Annotated in this window: 17 protein-coding genes and 1 pseudogene; 4 read left to right on the top strand and 14 right to left on the bottom strand. The window is 68.9% G+C overall.

What is annotated here, in order from left to right; all coding sequences use genetic code 11:
• Positions 1-7 precede the first annotated feature (7 nt).
• Entirely contained in the window at positions 8-580 is a 573-nt protein-coding gene (locus ACIREI_RS15695; protein WP_403332728.1) for a cob(I)yrinic acid a,c-diamide adenosyltransferase, read from the top strand.
• Here the strand turns inward: ACIREI_RS15695 and ACIREI_RS15690 are convergent.
• Positions 577-1,230, bottom strand: a complete 654-nt coding sequence (locus ACIREI_RS15690; protein WP_403332725.1) for a hypothetical protein — start codon at positions 1,228-1,230, stop codon at positions 577-579. The two genes, ACIREI_RS15695 and ACIREI_RS15690, sit on opposite strands and share 4 nt — an antisense overlap.
• 152 nt (positions 1,231-1,382) lie before the next feature.
• Here ACIREI_RS15690 and ACIREI_RS15685 point away from each other — a divergent pair, with 152 nt between their 5' ends.
• The 3 genes from ACIREI_RS15685 (at position 1,383) to ACIREI_RS15675 (ending at position 5,176) form a co-directional block, all read left to right on the top strand.
• Positions 1,383-2,579, top strand: coding sequence for a sensor histidine kinase (locus ACIREI_RS15685; protein ID WP_403332722.1), 1,197 nt, complete (start codon positions 1,383-1,385; stop codon positions 2,577-2,579).
• Positions 2,576-3,217: a response regulator gene (locus ACIREI_RS15680; RefSeq protein WP_403332719.1), complete on the top strand. Its 642-nt coding sequence runs from the start codon at positions 2,576-2,578 to the stop codon at positions 3,215-3,217. Before ACIREI_RS15685 ends, ACIREI_RS15680 begins: the two co-directional genes overlap by 4 nt.
• Before the next feature lie 135 nt (positions 3,218-3,352).
• Positions 3,353-5,176 (top strand): glycosyl hydrolase family 18 protein, encoded by a 1,824-nt coding sequence (locus ACIREI_RS15675; RefSeq protein WP_403332716.1) that lies wholly within the window; start codon positions 3,353-3,355, stop codon positions 5,174-5,176.
• Between the two features lie 23 nt (positions 5,177-5,199).
• On the opposite strand, the gene ACIREI_RS15670 is transcribed toward ACIREI_RS15675, so the two are convergent.
• The 13 genes and pseudogenes from ACIREI_RS15670 to ACIREI_RS15610 form a co-directional block, all read right to left on the bottom strand.
• Positions 5,200-5,646: a DUF2550 domain-containing protein gene (locus ACIREI_RS15670; RefSeq protein ID WP_062709764.1), complete on the bottom strand. Its 447-nt coding sequence runs from the start codon at positions 5,644-5,646 to the stop codon at positions 5,200-5,202.
• Between the two features lie 162 nt (positions 5,647-5,808).
• The gene (locus ACIREI_RS15665) at positions 5,809-6,183 is read right to left on the bottom strand and encodes a F0F1 ATP synthase subunit epsilon (RefSeq protein WP_403332712.1); all 375 of its coding nucleotides are present in this window, start codon (positions 6,181-6,183) and stop codon (positions 5,809-5,811) included.
• A gap of 131 nt (positions 6,184-6,314) precedes the next feature.
• On the bottom strand, positions 6,315-7,751 hold the full coding sequence (gene atpD / locus ACIREI_RS15660) for a F0F1 ATP synthase subunit beta (protein ID WP_403332709.1): 1,437 nt from the start codon (positions 7,749-7,751) through the stop codon (positions 6,315-6,317).
• Positions 7,751-8,668: a F0F1 ATP synthase subunit gamma gene (locus ACIREI_RS15655; RefSeq protein ID WP_403332706.1), complete on the bottom strand. Its 918-nt coding sequence runs from the start codon at positions 8,666-8,668 to the stop codon at positions 7,751-7,753. The genes atpD and ACIREI_RS15655 overlap by 1 nt, the downstream gene beginning before the upstream one ends.
• A gap of 21 nt (positions 8,669-8,689) precedes the next feature.
• The gene (gene atpA / locus ACIREI_RS15650) at positions 8,690-10,297 is read right to left on the bottom strand and encodes a F0F1 ATP synthase subunit alpha (protein WP_403332703.1); all 1,608 of its coding nucleotides are present in this window, start codon (positions 10,295-10,297) and stop codon (positions 8,690-8,692) included.
• 126 nt (positions 10,298-10,423) lie between these two features.
• Positions 10,424-11,239, bottom strand: coding sequence for a F0F1 ATP synthase subunit delta (locus ACIREI_RS15645; RefSeq protein WP_403332700.1), 816 nt, complete (start codon positions 11,237-11,239; stop codon positions 10,424-10,426).
• Positions 11,236-11,784, bottom strand: a complete 549-nt coding sequence (locus tag ACIREI_RS15640; protein ID WP_384781864.1) for a F0F1 ATP synthase subunit B — start codon at positions 11,782-11,784, stop codon at positions 11,236-11,238. The genes ACIREI_RS15645 and ACIREI_RS15640 overlap by 4 nt, the downstream gene beginning before the upstream one ends.
• Positions 11,785-11,825: 41 nt before the next feature.
• On the bottom strand, positions 11,826-12,059 hold the full coding sequence (atpE, locus tag ACIREI_RS15635; protein ID WP_031485821.1) for an ATP synthase F0 subunit C: 234 nt from the start codon (positions 12,057-12,059) through the stop codon (positions 11,826-11,828).
• 78 nt (positions 12,060-12,137) lie between these two features.
• Positions 12,138-12,908, bottom strand: a complete 771-nt coding sequence (gene atpB, locus ACIREI_RS15630) for a F0F1 ATP synthase subunit A (protein ID WP_403332964.1) — start codon at positions 12,906-12,908, stop codon at positions 12,138-12,140.
• 273 nt (positions 12,909-13,181) lie between these two features.
• Positions 13,182-13,616 carry a hypothetical protein gene (locus ACIREI_RS15625; protein WP_403332695.1) on the bottom strand — a complete coding sequence of 145 codons (435 nt, stop codon included), beginning with the start codon at positions 13,614-13,616 and terminating at the stop codon, positions 13,182-13,184.
• Between the two features lie 316 nt (positions 13,617-13,932).
• Positions 13,933-15,291 carry an MraY family glycosyltransferase gene (locus ACIREI_RS15620; protein WP_403332692.1) on the bottom strand — a complete coding sequence of 453 codons (1,359 nt, stop codon included), beginning with the start codon at positions 15,289-15,291 and terminating at the stop codon, positions 13,933-13,935.
• Between the two features lie 140 nt (positions 15,292-15,431).
• A complete protein-coding gene (gene glyA / locus ACIREI_RS15615) occupies positions 15,432-16,670 on the bottom strand; it encodes a serine hydroxymethyltransferase (RefSeq protein ID WP_403332689.1) in 1,239 nt (412 codons plus the stop codon).
• A gap of 132 nt (positions 16,671-16,802) precedes the next feature.
• Positions 16,803-16,939, bottom strand: a pseudogene (locus ACIREI_RS15610) (protein-tyrosine-phosphatase); the annotation flags it as partial.

The raw sequence follows: 16,939 nt of genomic DNA, 5'->3' as shown, positions 1-16,939 counted from the left end.
TGGCCACATGGTCAATCTGACGCGCATCTACACCAGGACCGGCGACCAGGGCACCACAGCCCTCGGCGACATGAGCCGGGTCGCCAAGACCGATCTGCGGATCTCCGCGTACGCCGACGCCAACGAGGCGAACGCGGTGATCGGCACGGCGATCGCGCTGGGCGGGCTCGACGAGGAGATCGTCAAGGTCCTCACCCGCGTGCAGAACGACCTGTTCGACGTGGGTGCGGACCTGTCGACGCCGGTGGTGGAGAACCCGGAGTTCCCGCCGCTGCGGGTCGAGCAGTTCTACATCGACAAGCTGGAGGCGGACTGCGATCGCTTCAACGAGCAGCTGGAGAAGCTGCGGTCCTTCATCCTTCCGGGCGGCACACCGGGCGCGGCCCTGCTGCATCAGGCCTGCACGGTCGTACGGCGGGCCGAGCGCTCCACGTGGGCCGCGCTGGAGGTGCACGGCGAGGTGATGAACCCGCTGACGGCGACCTACCTCAACCGGTTGTCGGACCTGCTGTTCATTCTGGCTCGCACGGCGAACAAAGAGGTCGGGGATGTGCTGTGGGTGCCGGGGGGCGAGCGCTAGCGGATACCGCCCTCCGGCCCATGGTCCGTGGCTCGTCCCCCGGCAGACGCGGCATTCTTGCCCGGACGGCCGACAAGGGCGTCGGGGATGTGCTCCGGGTCCCTGGCGGGGAGCGCTGACACCGGCTCCTTCTTCGGCCAGATCAGGTAGGCCAGAGCGACCAGGCCGTGGATGCCCGCGGCGCGCAGTGCCGCCCACTGGAAGGACCGCAGGGACGATGTGTCGCCGTCCCCGACGTACCAGATCGCGCCCTGGAGCAGGGTGAGGGCCACCGCCGCCGCGAGCAGCGTGCGCAGCCACAGGCGGCCCTCGTGCCGGGCCCGTGCCATGCCGTACTGCGGGGGCTTGGCCGGGCGCGGGGCGCCGGCCAGGCGGTGGGCGGCATGGCCGTCCAGCCAGCGGATCGTGTAGTGGCCGTACGCCACGGTGAATCCGATGTACAGCGCGGCCAGGCCGTGCTCCCAGCTCGGCTCGGCGCCGTTCTTCAGATCGATCGCCGTCGCGACGAACAGGACCAGCTCCAGCACCGGCTCACACAGCAACAGCACCACGCTGGTGCGGCGCCACTTCAGCAGGTAGCGGACGGCCAGGCCCAGGGCCAGCAGCACCCAGAAACCGACCTCGCAGGCGATGATGAGGGCGACGATCACGACTTGCTCCCTTCGGTCACCCTCCCAGGCTCCCGTCGGGACCGGCCGGTTTCGTCGTCGGCGATGACGAAGTGGCGGTACATCGAAAGATGCAGCCCAGGACCCTTCGCGAGGATCAGGCGGTGAGCGCCCGGCCCGTGTTGGATGGAGCCATGGCCGCAGCACTCACCCGTCCGCACCGCGACGACGTGCACATCGCCCTGGGCGGGCTGCTCGGTGGCCTGCTGCTCTGGAGTGTCGGCCTCTTCCCCCGGACCCCGGGCGACGGGCTCGTCCTGTGGTCCCCGGCCTGGGCGGCGCTGCTCCCGCTCGCCGTGACGGCCGGCTGCGAGCTGCTGCGCCGTACGCGGCCGCGCACCGGCCTGCTGATCGGCGTCCTCATGCTGACCGTCGACACCGTCACGCGGGGCAACGTGGTCACCATCGTGATGTTCACCGACCTCGTCTACGCGGCCGTCCTGTACGGCACCCCGGCTTCCGCCCGCCGTATCCCCTGGATCACCGGGCTGCTCACGGTGCTCGGCGCGCTGGTGCCCCTCGCGCTCTGGCGGACGCCGGAGGCCATCCTGATCGGCGTCGCGGTCGGTGTGGTGGCGCTCGCGCCCGCCGCCACCGGCTGGATCGTCCGCAACCACCGCGACGCCGCCGAGGCCGCCCGCCTGCGCGCCGAACAGACCGCGCTGCTCGCCGAGATGGACCGCACCCAGGCCGTGACCTCGGAACGCGCCCGCATGGCACGGGAGTTGCACGACATGGTCGCCAACCACCTCTCCGCGATCGCCATTCACTCCACGGCCGCGCTCTCCCTCGACGACCCCAAGACCTCCCGGGACGCCCTCTCGGTCATCCGCGAGAACAGCGTGGAAGGGCTGGCCGAGATGCGCCGGCTCATCGGCATCCTGCGCGACGCCGGCGGCGACACCGAGCCGGTCGCCGCCCCGACCCTCGACGGCCTCGACGCCCTGGTCGACGGCGCCCGCACCAACGGCCTGGACGTCACCCTCGACGCCGCCTGCGGCACCGTTCCCGCCCCGGTCGAGCTCGCCGCCTACCGCATCGTCCAGGAGTCCCTGACCAACGCCCTCAAGCACGCCTCCCCCGGCCCGGTCGGGGTGGCGGTGGCCCAGCGGGACGGCTGCCTCACCGTCGCCGTGACCAGCCCGTTCGGCGGCGACCGCGAGGGCCCGCGCGCCCCCGGCTCGGGCGCCGGCCTGGTCGGGATGCGGGAGCGGGTCGCGCTGCTGGGCGGCGATTTCGAGGCCGGCCCCGTCCAGGACCCGGACTCGGTCGACGGCAAGATCTGGGCCGTACGCGCCACGCTTCCCGTGACCGAAGGAGACAGAGAATGATCCGCGTCCTGGTCGCCGAGGACCAGTCCGCCGTCCGCGCCGGGCTCGTCCTCATCCTGCGCAGCGCGCCCGACATCGAGGTGGTCGGCGAGGCCGCGGACGGCGAGCAGGCGGTGGCCCTGGCGCGCGAACTGCGGCCGGACCTGGTGCTGATGGACGTTCAGATGCCCCGTCTGGACGGGGTGTCGGCGACCCGGCAGGTGGTGGCCGAGCGGCTGGCGGACGTCCTCGTGCTGACCACCTTCGACCTCGACGAGTATGTGTTCGGGGCGTTGCGGGCCGGGGCCGCGGGGTTCCTGCTGAAGAACACGGAGGCGAGGGATCTGATCGAGGCCGTGCGCACGGTGGCACGCGGGGAGGGCCTCATCGCCCCGGCCGTCACCCGGCGCCTGATCGCCGAGTTCGCCGCGAAGCCCGTACGGGAGCCCACGGCCGATCCGTCGGTGCTGGACAGTCTCACGCGCCGCGAACGCGAGGTGCTGGCCTGTCTCGGGGAGGGGCTGTCCAACGCCGATATCGCGACCCGGCTCGACATGGCCGAGGCGACGGTGAAGACGCACGTCAGCCGGTTGCTGGGGAAGCTGGAGCTGCGCAGCCGGGTGCAAGCGGCCGTACTGGCGCAGGAGTTGGGGATCTAGCGGAGCGGAGCGAATCCGCGAGGGGCAAGTGGTCCAGACCTATTGACCCGTGGTCCAGACCTTTCTATTCTCACCGCACCATGAGTGGGCGTGAGGCTCAGCATGCCCCCCAACTCCCCAACAAGGAGGCGCAGCATGCGCTTCAGACACAGAGCCGCGGCAGGGTTCGCGACCCTGTTGCTCCCCTTCGCCGGCCTGGTCGGCCTCGCGGGCCCCGCCGAGGCCGCGACGTCCGCCACCGCCACCTACGCCAAGACGCAGGACTGGGGCTCCGGCTTCGAGGGCAAGTGGACGGTGAAGAACACCGGCACGACCTCCCTCAGCTCCTGGACCGTCGAGTGGGACTTCCCCTCCGGCACGTCCGTCACCTCCGCCTGGGACGCCGACGTCACCTCTTCCGGCACCCACTGGACCGCCAAGAACAAGTCCTGGAACGGCACCCTCGCCCCCGGCGCCTCCGTCACCTTCGGCTTCAACGGCACCGGCTCCGGCTCCCCCGCGAACTGCAAGCTGAACGGCGGCAGCTGCGACGGCGGCAGCACTCCGGGAGACGCGGCTCCCTCCGCCCCCGGCACCCCGGCCGCCTCCGACATCACCAACACCTCGGTGAAGCTGTCCTGGAGCGCCGCCACGGACGACAAGGGCATCAAGAACTACGACGTCCTGCGCGACGGCGCCAAGGTCGCGACGGTGACGACCACGTCCTACACGGACACCGGCCTGACCGCCGGCACCGCCTACTCCTACACCGTCCAGGCCCGCGACACCGCCGACCAGACCGGCCCGGTCAGCGGCGCCCGCGCGGTGCGCACCACCGGCAGTACCGAGGAACCGCCCCCGACCGGTGGCAAGGTCAAGCTCGGCTACTTCACCGAGTGGGGCGTCTACGGCCGCAACTACCACGTCAAGAACCTGGTGACCTCGGGCTCCGCAGCGAAGATCACACACATCAACTACGCGTTCGGCAACGTCAAGGACGGCAAGTGCGTCGTCGACGACACCTACGCCGCCTACGACAAGGCCTACACCGCCGACCAGTCCGTCAGCGGCACCGCGGACACCTGGGACCAGCCGCTGCGCGGCAACTTCAACCAGCTGCGCCAGCTGAAGGCGAAGTACCCGCACATCAAGGTGCTGTACTCGTTCGGCGGCTGGACCTACTCCGGCGGCTTCGGCCAGGCGGCGGCCAACGCGGCCGCGTTCGCCAAGTCCTGCAAGGCCGTCGTGGAGGACCCGCGCTGGGCCGACGTCTTCGACGGCATCGACATCGACTGGGAGTACCCGAACGCCTGCGGCCTGACCTGCGACACCTCCGGCGCCGCGGCCTTCAAGAACCTCTCCCAGGCACTGCGTGCCGAGTTCGGCTCGAACTACCTGGTCACCGCCGCCATCACGGCCGACGCCTCGTCCGGCGGCAAGATCGACGCGGCCGACTACGGCGGCGCCGCGCAGTACCTCGACTGGTACAACGTGATGACGTACGACTACTTCGGCGCCTGGGACAAGACGGGCCCGACCGCCCCGCACTCGCCGCTCACGTCGTACTCCGGCATCCCGAAGGAGGGCTTCAACTCGGCCGCCGCCATCGCCAAGCTCAAGGCCAAGGGCGTCCCGGCGAGCAAGCTGCTGCTCGGCATCGGCTTCTACGGCCGCGGCTGGACCGGCGTCACCCAGTCCGCCCCCGGCGGCACCGCCACCGGCCCGGCGACCGGCACCTACGAGGCCGGCATCGAGGACTACAAGGTCCTCAAGAGCTCCTGCCCGGCCACCGGCACCATCGCGGGCACGGCGTACGCGCACTGCGGCAGCAACTGGTGGTCGTACGACACTCCCGCCACCATCGGTACGAAGATGGCGTGGGCCAAGACCCAGGGGCTCGGCGGCGCGTTCTTCTGGGAGTTCAGCGGCGACACCGGCAACGGTGAGCTGGTGAGCGCCATCAACAACGGGCTGTCGTAAGGAAAACCAAGGGGTCGCAGACCCTAGGCGACATTGACGCGCTGACCGGGCGGGGCTGCCTCCAGCCACGCGAGGAAACCGGTCAGCGCGTCTTCGCTCATGGCGAGTTCGAGGCGCGTGCCCCGGTGCAGACAGGTGAGGATCACCGCGTCGGAGAGCAGCGCCAGCTCCTCCTCGCCGTCGGGGACCCGGCGGCCGGCCACCTCGATCGCGGAGCGCTCCAGGATGCGGCGCGGGCGGTAGGCGTAGGAGAAGACGCGGTACCACTCGATGCGGTCGCCGTTGTAGCGGGCGACGCCGTAGGACCAGCCCTTGCCGCTGGTGTCGGGTTTCTCCGGCACGTCCCAGCGCAGGGAACAGTCGAAAGTGCCGCCGGAGCGCTGGATGAGCCTGCGGCGCAGGCCGAAGACGAACAGCCCCAGCACCACGAGGGCGACAACGATTCCGCACACAGTCAGAGCGAGGACCATCGACACCGACCTCCTCGTCTCCTAGGTAACGGAACGGAAAAAACTTCCATATCTGCCTCAGCCGCGACCGGCACCGGATTGCTCCGGTCCCAGCCGCGGCTGAGTGACGTCGTCGCGTGCACTGTCCCAGAGCCTAAGGGCACTGGGCGGTACCCCCAGGGGTCAGCGCGCCGTCGCCGCCCGCAGGCGGACCTCCGCGCGGCGCTCGGCGATGTCGTCGCCCTCCGCCTTCGCGCGCTCGAGTTCCCGCTCCGCGCGCTGGACGTCGATCTCGTCCGACAGCTCGGCGATCTCGGCCAGCAGCGACAGCTTGTCGTCCGCGAACGAGATGAAACCGCCATGCACCGCGGCGATGACAGTTCCACCGTCACTCGTACGGATGGTCACCGGGCCCGACTCCAGCACACCGAGCAGCGGCTGGTGACCGGGCATGACGCCGATGTCGCCGGACGTGGTGCGCGCGACGACCAGGGTGGCCTGGCCCGACCAGACCTCACGGTCGGCGGCGACCAGCGCGACGTGCAGCTCAGCAGCCAAGGTGGCTCCTCGGGTCACCACCCGGCGGTTCTGCCGGGTGTTGGTTACAAGTCTAGTAGGCGTGAGAGAGGGGGCGGGACGAACCCCCGCCCCCTCCATCAAGAGCTCAATGGCTCAAGAGCACCGGTACGTCAGGAGACGCCCAGTTCCTTCGCGTTCTTCTTGAGGTCCTCGAGACCACCGCACATGAAGAACGCCTGCTCCGGGAAGTGGTCGAACTCACCGTCGCAGATCGCGTTGAACGCGGTGATCGACTCGTCCAGCGGCACGTCGGAGCCGTCCACACCGGTGAACTGCTTGGCGACGTGCGTGTTCTGGGACAGGAAGCGCTCGACGCGGCGGGCACGCTGGACGACCAGCTTGTCCTCCTCGCTGAGCTCGTCGATACCGAGGATCGCGATGATGTCCTGGAGGTCCTTGTACTTCTGCAGGATCCCCTTGACACGCATGGCGGTGTTGTAGTGGTCCGCCGCGATGTAGCGCGGGTCCAGGATGCGGGACGTGGAGTCCAGCGGGTCGATCGCCGGGTAGATGCCCTTCTCGGAGATCGGACGGGACAGAACCGTCGTCGCGTCGAGGTGGGCGAAGGTGGTGGCCGGGGCCGGGTCGGTCAGGTCGTCCGCGGGGACGTAGATCGCCTGCATCGAGGTGATCGAGTGACCACGGGTCGAGGTGATGCGCTCCTGGAGGAGACCCATCTCGTCGGCCAGGTTCGGCTGGTAGCCCACCGCGGAGGGCATACGGCCGAGCAGGGTCGACACCTCGGAACCGGCCTGGGTGAAGCGGAAGATGTTGTCGATGAAGAACAGCACGTCCTGCTTCTGCACATCGCGGAAGTACTCCGCCATGGTCAGACCGGCCAGGGCCACGCGCAGACGGGTGCCCGGGGGCTCGTCCATCTGACCGAAGACCAGCGCGGTCTTGTCGATGACGCCGGACTCGCTCATCTCGTCGATGAGGTCGTTGCCCTCACGGGTGCGCTCACCGACACCGGCGAACACCGACACACCGTCGTGGTTGTTGGCGACGCGGTAGATCATCTCCTGGATGAGCACCGTCTTGCCGACGCCGGCGCCGCCGAACAGACCGATCTTGCCGCCCTTGACGTACGGGGTGAGCAGGTCGATGCACTTGACGCCGGTCTCGAACATCTCGGTCTTCGACTCGAGCTCGTCGAAGTTCGGCGCCTTGCGGTGGATGGACCAGCGCTCGCCCTCGTACTGCTCGTCGACGTTCAGCACCTCACCGAGGGTGTTGAACACCTTGCCCTTGGTGAAGTCGCCGACCGGGACGGTGATGCCCTCGCCGGTGTCGGTCACCGCGGCCTGGCGGACCAGACCGTCGGTGGGCTGCATGGAGATGGTGCGGACCAGGCCGTCACCCAGGTGCTGGGCGACCTCCAGGGTCAGGATCTTCTTCTCGCCCGCGTTCGCCGGGTCGGCGACCTCGACGTGGAGGGCGTTGTAGATCTCCGGCATCGCGTCGACGGGGAACTCCACGTCGACGACCGGGCCGATGACCCGGGCGACGCGGCCCGTAGCCGTCGCGGTCTCAACAGTGGTGGTCATTAGCGGTCACTCCCCGCGGTCGCGTCGGCCAGGGCTGCGGAGCCACCGACGATCTCGCTGATTTCCTGGGTGATTTCGGCCTGGCGGGCCGCGTTGGCAAGCCGGGAGAGCGTCTCGATGAGCTCTCCGGCGTTGTCGGTGGCCGACTTCATCGCGCGCCGCGTGGCGGCGTGCTTGGAGGCGGCCGACTGGAGCAGCGCGTTGTAGATACGGCTCTCCACGTAGCGCGGCAGAAGGGCGTCGAGGACGTCCTCCGCCGAGGGCTCGAAGTCGTACAGCGGAAGGAGCTCGCCCTTGGTGGGGGACTCCTCCGCGACCTCTTCGAGGCTGAGCGGCAGCAGACGCGCGTCCAGCGCCTGCTGGGTCATCATCGACACGAACTCGGTGTAGACGATGTGGAGCTCGTCCACGCCGCCCTCGGCCGTCGCCGTCTCGATCGCCTCGATCAGCGGAGCCGCGACCTTCTTGGCGTCCGCGTACGTGGGCTCGTCGGTGAAGCCGCTCCACGACTCCGCGATCTTGCGCTCACGGAAGTTGTAGTGGGCGACACCACGCCGGCCGACGATGTAGACGTCGACCTGCTTGCCCTCGCGCTCCAGGCGCTCGGTCAGCTGCTCCGCCGCCTTGATGGCGTTGGAGTTGAAGGCGCCGGCAAGGCCACGGTCGCTCGTCAGGAGCAGCACCGCGGACCGCGTGACCGTCTCGGCCTGCGTGGTCAGCGGGTGCTTGGTGTTCGAGCCGGTGCCGACCGCCGTGACCGCGCGCGTGAGCTCGGTCGCGTACGGCGTAGAGGCCGCCACCTTGCGCTGCGCCTTGACGACGCGCGAGGCGGCGATCATCTCCATCGCCTTCGTGATCTTCTTGGTCGCGGTGACGGATCGGATGCGACGCTTGTAGACCCGGAGCTGGGCTCCCATGAGTCAGGTCCCTTCCTTACGTCACTTGGAGGCGCTGGTCGCCTTCGGGGCGGCCGGAGCCTCTTCGCCGAGGAGCTTGCCGTCCGCGGTCTCGAACTGCTTCTTGAACTCCGCGATGGCGTCGGCGACGGCGGTGAGGGTGTCGTCCGACATCTTGCCGCCCTCCTTGATGGAGGTCATGAGGCCCTGCTCCTTGCGGTGCAGGTACTCCAGGAGCTCCTTCTCGAAGCGACGGATGTCGGCGACCGGCACGTCGTCCATCTTGCCGGTGGTGCCGGCCCAGACGGAGACGACCTGGTCCTCGGTGGACATCGGCTCGTACTGCGCCTGCTTCAGCAGCTCGACCATGCGCTGACCGCGCTCCAGCTGCGCCTTCGACGCGGCGTCCAGGTCGGAACCGAAGGCGGCGAACGCCTCCAGCTCACGGAACTGGGCGAGGTCCACGCGGAGACGGCCGGAGACCTGCTTCATCGCCTTGTGCTGCGCGGAACCACCGACTCGGGAGACGGAGATACCGACGTTCAGCGCGGGGCGCTGACCGGCGTTGAACAGGTCCGACTCCAGGAAGCACTGGCCGTCGGTGATGGAGATGACGTTGGTCGGGATGAAGGCCGAGACGTCGTTGGCCTTGGTCTCGACGATCGGCAGACCGGTCATCGAGCCGGCGCCCATGTCGTCGGAGAGCTTCGCGCAGCGCTCCAGCAGACGGGAGTGCAGGTAGAAGACGTCACCCGGGTAGGCCTCACGGCCCGGCGGGCGGCGCAGCAGCAGGGACACGGCGCGGTAGGCGTCGGCCTGCTTCGAGAGGTCGTCGAAGATGATGAGGACGTGCTTGCCCTCGTACATCCACTGCTGACCGATGGCCGAACCGGTGTACGGCGCCAGGTACTTGAAGCCGGCCGGGTCGGACGCGGGGGCGGCGACGATGGTCGTGTACTCCAGCGCGCCGTTCTCCTCCAGCGCGCGGCGGACCGACGCGATGGTGGAGCCCTTCTGGCCGATGGCGACGTAGATGCAGCGGACCTGCTTGTTCGGGTCGCCGGTGCGCCAGTTGTCGCGCTGGTTGATGATCGTGTCGACGGCCAGGGCGGTCTTGCCGGTCTGACGGTCACCGATGATCAGCTGACGCTGGCCACGGCCGATCGGGGTCATCGCGTCGACGGCCTTGTAGCCGGTCTCCATCGGCTCGTGCACCGACTTGCGCTGCATGACCGTGGGGGCCTGCAGCTCGAGGGCACGACGACCGGACGTCTCGATCTCGCCGAGGCCGTCGATCGGGTTGCCGAGCGGGTCGACGACGCGGCCGAGGTAGCCCTCGCCGACGGCCACGGAGAGGACCTCACCGGTACGGGAGACCGGCTGACCCTCCTCGATGCCGCTGAACTCACCGAGGACGATGGCACCGATCTCGCGCTCCTCGAGGTTGAGGGCGAGGCCGAGGGTGCCGTCCTCGAACTTCAGCAGTTCGTTGGCCATGGCCGAGGGCAGACCCTCGACCTTCGCGATGCCGTCGCCGGCAAGGGTGACCGTACCGACCTCCTCGCGCGAGGCCGCGTCCGGCTTGTACGACTGGACGAACGTCTCCAGCGCGTCCCGGATCTCCTCCGGCCGGATCGTGAGCTCCGCCATCTGGGTTCCCTGCTCTCCTTGTTGGGCCCGAAGTTTCACTTTGGGGGTCTGGGGGCGACCCCCAGGATTCTTCTGCACGGCCCAACCAGGGCCGTCGTAAGTACGTACTGCCTATTGAGTTGCTGGTCAGCCCGCCAGGCGGCGGCCGGCGTCCTCGATGCGGTCCGCGAGGGAGCCGTTGATGACCTCGTCGCCGACCTGCACCCGGATTCCGCCGAGGACCTCGGGGTCCACGTCGAGGTTGAGGTGCATCTGGCGGCCGTAGAGCTTCGCGAGGGCGGCGCCCAGGCGCTGCTTCTGCGGGCCGCTCAGCGGTACCGCCGAGGTGACGACGGCCACCATGCGCTCCCGGCGCTCGGCGGCGAGCTTGGACAGGGACTCCAGTCCCGACTCCAGGCTACGTCCACGCGGCGCGGTCACAAGACGCGTCACCAGACGCTCGGTGGTCGCCTTGGCCCGGCCGCCGAGCAGGCTGCGCAGCAGCTCGCCCTTGGCCGAGGTGGTGGCGGACCGGTCGGTCAGCGCGGCGCGCAGGCCGGTGTTCGAGGCGACGATCCGGCCGAACCGGAACAGCTCGTCCTCGACGTCGTCGAGCGTGGCCGCCTTCTGCGCGGCGGTGAGGTCGGCGGTGTCCGCCAGCTCCTCCAGCGCGTCCACCAGGTCGCGCGACTGCGACCAGCGGGAGCGCACCATGCCGGCCAGCAGATCGGCGGCCTCGCCGCTGACCTGGCCGGCGAGCAGGCGCTGGGCCAGCTCCGCCTTGGCCTCGCCGGCCTGCGCCGGGTCGGTCAGGACCCGACGCAGCGACACCTCGCGGTCGAGCAGCGCGGTGACGGCGGCCAGCTCGTCGGCGAGCTTGGCCGCGTCGACGGACGTGTTGTCCGTCAGCGCGTCGAGACGCTCACGTGCGGCTGCCAGGGCCTCGCGGCTCGCTCCGTTCATCGTCCGGCCTCGGCCTTCTCCTCGAGCTCGTCGAGGAAGCGGTCGATGACGCGGCTCTGCCGGGCGTGGTCCTCGAGGGACTCACCGACGAGCTTGCCCGCCAGGTCGGTGGCGAGCTTGCCGACGTCCTGGCGCAGCGCGGAGGACGCGGCCTTGCGGTCGGCCTCGATCTGCGCGTGACCGGCGGCGACGATCTCCTCGCGCTGCCGCTGGCCTTCCGCCCGCATCTCGGCGATGAGCGCGGCGCCCTGCTCCTGCGCCTCCTGGCGCAGACGCGCGGCCTCGTGCCGGGCCTCGGCGAGCTGAGCCTTGTACTGCTCGAGGACGCTCTGGGCCTCGACCTGAGCAGCCTCGGCCTTCTCGATTCCGCCTTCGATCGCCTCGCGGCGCTCCTCCAGAACCTTGTTGATGTTCGGAAGCAGCTTCTTCCAGAAGAAGAAGAACACGATGGCGAAGGCGATGGTGCCGACGAGCAGCTCGGGGCCCGGGGGAATGAGCGGGTTCTGCTCTTCCTCGGCCGCCAGCTGTACCAGGTTGGCGATCACATCAGTGCCTTTCGTTGAAAGGTTGGCTCGTCAGGGCTCGATCATCCGTAGACGAACGGCATGACGATGCCGATGAGGGCGAGCGCCTCACAGAAGGCGAAGCCGAGGATCTGGTTGGCACGGATCAGACCGGCGGCCTCGGGCTGGCGGGCCAGGGCCTGGGTGCCGTTGCCGAAGATGATGCCGACGCCGACGCCGGGGCCGATGGCGGCGAGGCCGTAGCCGATGGAACCGATGTTGCCTTCGACGGCGGCGAGGGTCTCAAGGGCAGCCATGCTGATTCTTCCTTCTCTTTCATGGACCGGCGGGGGTTGGCCACCGGACGTTCTTGGGGGCTTGCGGTGCGGCAGGGCTCAGTGGTGCTCGGCGATAGCGCCCTGGATGTACGAGCAGGCCAGCAGCACGAAGACGTACGCCTGGACGGCCTGCACGAAGAGCTCGAAGAGGATCATGACCATGGTCATGACGAACGAGACACCGGCCGCCGGGATCATCCAGCTGTTCAGCAAGTACCAGGAGGCGACGGTGAACATGACCAGCATCAGGTGGCCGGCGAACATGTTGGCGAAGAGTCGGACCGCGTGCGTGAACGGCCGGACCAGCAGGTTCGAGAAGAACTCGATGACCATCACGAGCGGCAGCACCGCACCGAGCGACTTGTCGTAGCCGGTGACGTTCTTGAAGAAGCCGACGAAGCCGTGCCGCTTGAAGGTCACCGAAACCCAGATGACCCAGACGATGGCGGCCAGCACCATCGGAAACGCGATGATCGACGACACCGGGAACTGGGCCAGCGGGATCACGGACCAGATGTTCATGATCCAGATGAAGAAGAAGAGCGAGACCATGAAGGGGACGTACTTCTCGCCCTCCTTCTTGCCGAGGGTCTCGTAGACGATGCCGCGGCGCACGAAGTCGTAGCCCGCCTCACCGACCATCTGAAGCTTGCCCGGCACCACCTTCGCCTTGCCGAAGGCGAGCGTGAAGAAGGTGATGACGAGGAGCGTGGTGATGATGGCAAGCAGCATCACCTTGTTGAACTCGAAGCCCCCGACTGTGGCGATCGGCTTGAAGAGGAACGAGTGCAGGCCCGGCGCCGGGAAGCCGCAGCCGTTGTCGGACATGATCCGACAGCTCCAGTCAAAGGCGAGCTGGGTCTGGTCAGCACTCACCACGGGCTCCTTCGGCGTGACGCATGGGTACGGCAACCTCGTTGTGTCGGCGCGACGCAAAGCCGCGGTTCGGCACGGGACTGGTGTTACGGATGTGGGGGCGGCTGTGGGGCATCAAGCCTCGCGAATGAGCAGGCGTCAGCTCAGATGCCCGCGCCCGCGATGCCGCAGTTGGCACCGGACGATAGCAGGACTTCTCACACGCACTTATCTCAGCCCTACCCCTCACGACGAGTGCCCCGATTTTTCGGGCTTGTCGCCCGAGGAGTCGGGTTCGACGTAGAGGATCTTGGCTTTCATGTGGGCCCGAGTCTGGGCCGCGATCCACGCGAGGGTGGTCGCGATAAGAGTGATCGCGAAAGCCTTGGGGTGAAACAGCGTGGTGTTCTTGAACACGCTCAGAAAGATGAACAGCAGCAGGATCTGCGCCGCGTAGAGCATCAGGCCCATCATCTGGAACAGATGCGGAAGCGATTTGGCAGTGCGCTGCAGAACGTAGAGCCCGATCCCCATGAAGAGAATCGTGAGCACCGCCGCCACGACAGCTCCGACCGCCCCCTTGCCGCCGACGAGCACACCGCTGACGACGGCGGCAATCGCGCCGACGGCAGCCGTGGGCACGGCAGCCTGAAGGAGAATCCGGGCGTCATTGGACGGCATGGCGGCAACTCCGCTTTCACGGTGGGGGCAGGGTGTCGTCATGGACGAGCGTAGTCCCGGGATGAGAGGGAACCTCACGCCAATGGACCGTCGCACTACGGTCCTTCGGCTCTATCCGGGGGTTCTCGTGAACCGTATCACAAACTATTTGATGAGGTCTTTACCTGGAAGGTGTGCTCGGTGTCACACATGAGAGTGACAGTGCGCGTATGTGCAGAAACGCGGTCGGTTTGTCTGGTATAGGGGCGCTTCGTTCCCCCATGACTTGGCAATGCTCTAGTCAGATTCTTACCTTGGCCGCGCTCTTACCCTGCCGTCAGCGCGACGTTCCGGCTTTCCGCCGGTCCAGGAAACGCGATCGGGCGCCGATGGCGGTCGCGCCGTTGACCCCGGCCACACCGGCGGCGACCGGAGTACGCGGCGCCTCCTCGGGCAGGGCGTCGACGTCGGCCGGTGCCTCGGTGGCGGCGGTCTGCGGGGTGGTGGCGGCCGGCTCGGCGACGGCCTCGCGGCGGCGGTAGCGCGGCGGTACGAAGGCCTCCGCCCAGCGCGGGGCGCGCGGGGTGAAGCGCGGGAGCAGCAGCAGAGCCAGGCCGATGGCGCTGAGGAACACCACGCCGAGCACGATCCACATGGACGCCGAGTTCACGGAGTAGGCGAGCGCGCCGAAGGCGATCAGCGCCGACCAGAAGTACATGATCAGCACCGCCCGGCTGTGCGAGTGGCCGATCTCCAGCAGTCGGTGGTGCAGGTGGCCCCGGTCGGCGGCGAACGGCGACTGGCCCCGCCAGGTGCGGCGCACGATGGCCAGCACCAGGTCGGCGGCCGGGATCGCGATGATCGTCAGCGGCAGCAGCAGCGGGATGTAGACGGGCACCGTCTGGTGCACGGCCTCCTTCTCGGAGCCGGCGAACAGCTTCAGCGCGTCCGGGTCGACCTGACCGGTGATGGAGATGGCGCCGGCGGCGAGCACCAGGCCGATCAGCATCGAGCCGGAGTCGCCCATGAAGATCCGCGCCGGGTGCATGTTGTGCGGCAGGAAGCCCAGGCACATGCCCATCAGGATCGCCGCGAACAGGGTCGCGGGGGCGGCGGCCTCGATGCCGTACGACACCCAGACGCGGTAGGCGTAGAGGAAGAACGCGGCCGAGGCGATGCACACCATGCCGGCCGCGAGGCCGTCCAGGCCGTCGACGAAGTTCACCGCGTTGATGGTGATGACGACCAGGGCGACCGTCAGCAGGGTGCCCTGCCACTGGGTCAGCGCGACCGAGCCGAAGCCGGGGATGGGCAGCCACAGGATCGTCAGACCCTGCATGACCATGACGCCGGCGGCGATCATCTGGCCGCCCAGCTTGATCAGGGCGTCGATCTCGAACTTGTCGTCCAGGACACCGATCAGCCAGATGAGCGCCGCTCCGGAGAGCAGCGCCCGCGGTTCGTTGGACTTCTCGAAGACCGCACTGAGGTTGGTGAGGTGGTCGGCGACGAGCAGGCCCGCGCACAGGCCGAAGAACATCGCGATCCCGCCGAGCCGCGGAGTGGGTTCCCGGTGCACGTCGCGTGCCCGGATCTCCGGCATCGCTCCGGCCACGATCGCGAACTTACGTACCGGCCCTGTCAGCAGATACGTCACCGCGGCCGTGATGCAGAGCGTCAGCAGGTATTCACGCACGGGCTTCCCCACAAGTCTCGCTGGCCATCTCAGCCCCACACCCTAGCGACGGACACATACGCGACGCATATGTGTGGGGACTTCCGGGTAGCGACGATGGTTGCACGCCTGGCTGTGTGCTCCGGTGCGTCTACCCCGCCTCAGCCGGGATACGGGGGAAATCTACCGGCCAGCTCCCGCACTTCTTCACGAGCCTTCTGGCTTTCGGTCTCCCCGCGCAGCACACCGGCCAGCAGCGCGGCGAGCCACACCATCTCCTCCTCCCCCATGCCCTGGGTGGTCACGGCGGCCGTGCCCAGGCGCAGCCCGCGGGCGTCGCCGTGCGGCAGTGCGCAGCAGTCCAGCACGATCCCGGCCGCCGCGAGCCGACCGCGTGCGTCACGGCCGTCCACGCCGAGCGGCGCCGGGTCTGCGGTGATGAGGTGGGTGTCGGTCCCGCCGGTGGTGACGACCAGACCCTCCGCCGCCAGCCCCGCCGCCAGGGTCCTCGCATTGGCGACCACCTGATGGGCGTACGCCGTGAACGCCGGTGTTGCCGCCTCGCCGAACGCCACGGCCTTGGCGGCGATGGTGTGCATCTGCGCGCCGCCCTGGGTGAACGGGAACACGGCGCGGTCGACCCGTTCGGCGAGGTCCGAGCCGCACAGGATCATGCCGCCGCGGGGTCCGCGCAGCACCTTGTGCGTGGTGGCGCACACGACATCGGCGTACGGCACCGGACTCGGCGCCGCTCCCCCGGCGACGAGTCCCATCGGGTGGGCGGCATCCGCGATGAGATACGCGCCCACCTCGTCGGCGATGTCGCGGAAGAGGGCGTAGTCGATGTGGCGCGGGTAGGCGATGGAACCGCAGACGACGGCCTTGGGCCGGTGATTGCGGGCCAGCGTGCGCACTTGGTCGTAGTCGATGAGCCCGGTCTCGGCGTCCACCCCGTACCCCACGAAGTCGAACCAGCGCCCGGAGAAGTTGGCCGGCGAGCCGTGCGTGAGGTGTCCGCCGTACGGCAGTCCGAGGGCGAGCACGGTGTCGCCGGGGCGCAGCAGGGCGGCGTACGCGGCGAGGACGGCCGAAGACCCCGAGTGCGACTGGACGTTGGCGTGTTCGGCCCCGAACAGCAGCTTGGCCCGCTCCACGGCGAGCCGTTCGGCGACGTCGGCCATCTCGCAGCCGCCGTGGTACCGGGCGCCCGGATAGCCCTCGGCGTACTTGTTGGCGAGCGGCGACCCGAGAGCCGCCAGCACCGCGGGCGAGGTGAAGTTCTCGGCGGCGATGAGCTGAAGCGTCGTCGACTGCCGGTCGAGCTCCCCGAGCAGGATGTCGGCGAGCTGCGGGTCCTGGCGGCGCAGGACGTCGGCCTCGATGGCATGGGCAACCGTCATGGTGGGCTCCGGGCGTCGACGGTGACGTACGTCCAATGTAGGCCCGGGGCGACGGGGACGCCCGGTTGTTACGCCCTCGCGGGGGTCGCCGGGCCCCATCCCGGACGCGCCCCTCGCACTGCTCGGCCCGCATCAAGCGCGCGCCGGAACCCCCGTCAACGCCGTCACCACCGGATCCAGCGCCTCATGTATCTCGTCCCCTACCGACCGGAAGAACGGCAACGGCGCCCCGTACGGGTCGTACACCTCGTCCGCCTCCGCCGTCGGCG

Source organism: Streptomyces sp. NPDC093591 (assembly GCF_044764885.1).
GTDB lineage: Bacteria > Actinomycetota > Actinomycetes > Streptomycetales > Streptomycetaceae > Streptomyces.
This window is presented reverse-complemented; position numbering and strand designations above follow the sequence as displayed.